1 protein-coding gene is annotated in these 1115 nt (G+C 66.5%); it reads right to left on the bottom strand.

The genetic code is table 11. The features are described from left to right. Nucleotides 1-41 precede the first annotated feature (41 nt). On the bottom strand, nucleotides 42-599 hold the full coding sequence (locus MJ777_RS19225) for an HIT domain-containing protein (RefSeq protein ID WP_239347236.1): 558 nt from the start codon (nucleotides 597-599) through the stop codon (nucleotides 42-44). Between the last annotated feature and the right edge of the window lie 516 nt (nucleotides 600-1115).

Genomic DNA, 1115 nt, shown 5'->3' with positions numbered 1-1115 from the left:
ACCCCAGCCCCGCGACGCCGCGTCCCTATTGCCGGTCGCTCTTAGTCCGTCTCCTTCCAGGCTGCGGCGATCAGGTCGCGGGTCTGGCTGAGGAGCGCGGGCAGCACCCTGGTGCCGCCGACCACCGGCATGAAGTTCGTATCCCCGCCCCAACGCGGCACGACGTGCTGGTGAACGTGTTCGGCGATCCCGGCGCCCGCGACCACACCGAGGTTCATCCCGACGTTGAAGCCGTGCGCGCCGCTGGCTCGCCGCAGAGCCCGCAGCGCGTGCTGCGTGAACAGGGCCATCTCCGTGGTCTCAGCGTCCAGGAGATCAGCGTAGTCAGCGATGTGGCGGTACGGAACGATCATGATGTGCCCGGAGTTGTACGGGTAGAGGTTGAGGACGGCATACACAACGTCGCCCCGCGCGACGACGAGTCCTTCCTCGTCCGGCATGGCCGGGATGACACAGAACGGGCAGGATCCACCGGTAGGCCTGCCCTCGCCTTTGATATAGGCCATCCGGTGCGGCGTGTACAGCCGGCGGAAGCCGTCCGGACTACCGACCCCAGCCTGCGGCTCCAGCGGGACGCCATCCGGCGTGGTTGACGTCATACCCACAAACTGCCCGTTTCCCGCGCGCGACCGAGCTGCGGGACCGGAGAGGATCGACCTGGCTGACACGTCACTGGCGCGGCCTCCCGACACGTCCGGAACCTGAGTTCGGGCTGGCTACGGCGGCCTGTAGCCGATGCCACCGCGACCCGCGCCCAGCGTACTGACGCCCATCTGTATATGCCCAGCCGGATGCAACGTCAGAAGACCCGGCAGCACTCCCCGGCGGCACTCACTGCGCGCCCAGACAAGCGCGCCCGGACAAGTAGAAGAGAGGTTGACGGCGTGGGGGGGTCGCCGCCAACCTCTGCCAAGAGCATAAACGGTCTCCGGACATCATGCCGACACTATGACCGGAATCATTCGGCGTGTCGCCAGCGGCGTGGACCCGTCACCACGGGTTCCAGACAGTGTGGCGATCGGCATATTCGCAGGCCACAGCGTATTTGCGGGCCTCAACGGATTCGGATTGTTGGCAGCCAGTCCCTCCGGAGTGGACGTAGGGCGGATGTTATG

It is taken from the genome of Protofrankia sp. Cj5 (assembly GCF_917627405.1).
GTDB lineage: Bacteria > Actinomycetota > Actinomycetes > Frankiales > Frankiaceae > Protofrankia.
Note: the sequence above shows the minus strand (reverse complement) of the source record. Positions and strands in the feature narration are given on the sequence as shown.

Coding starts and splice junctions, on each gene's coding strand:
- MJ777_RS19225 (WP_239347236.1), bottom strand. CDS start 599: ATGACGTCAACCACGCCGGATGGCGTCCCGCTGGAGCCGCAGGCTGGG.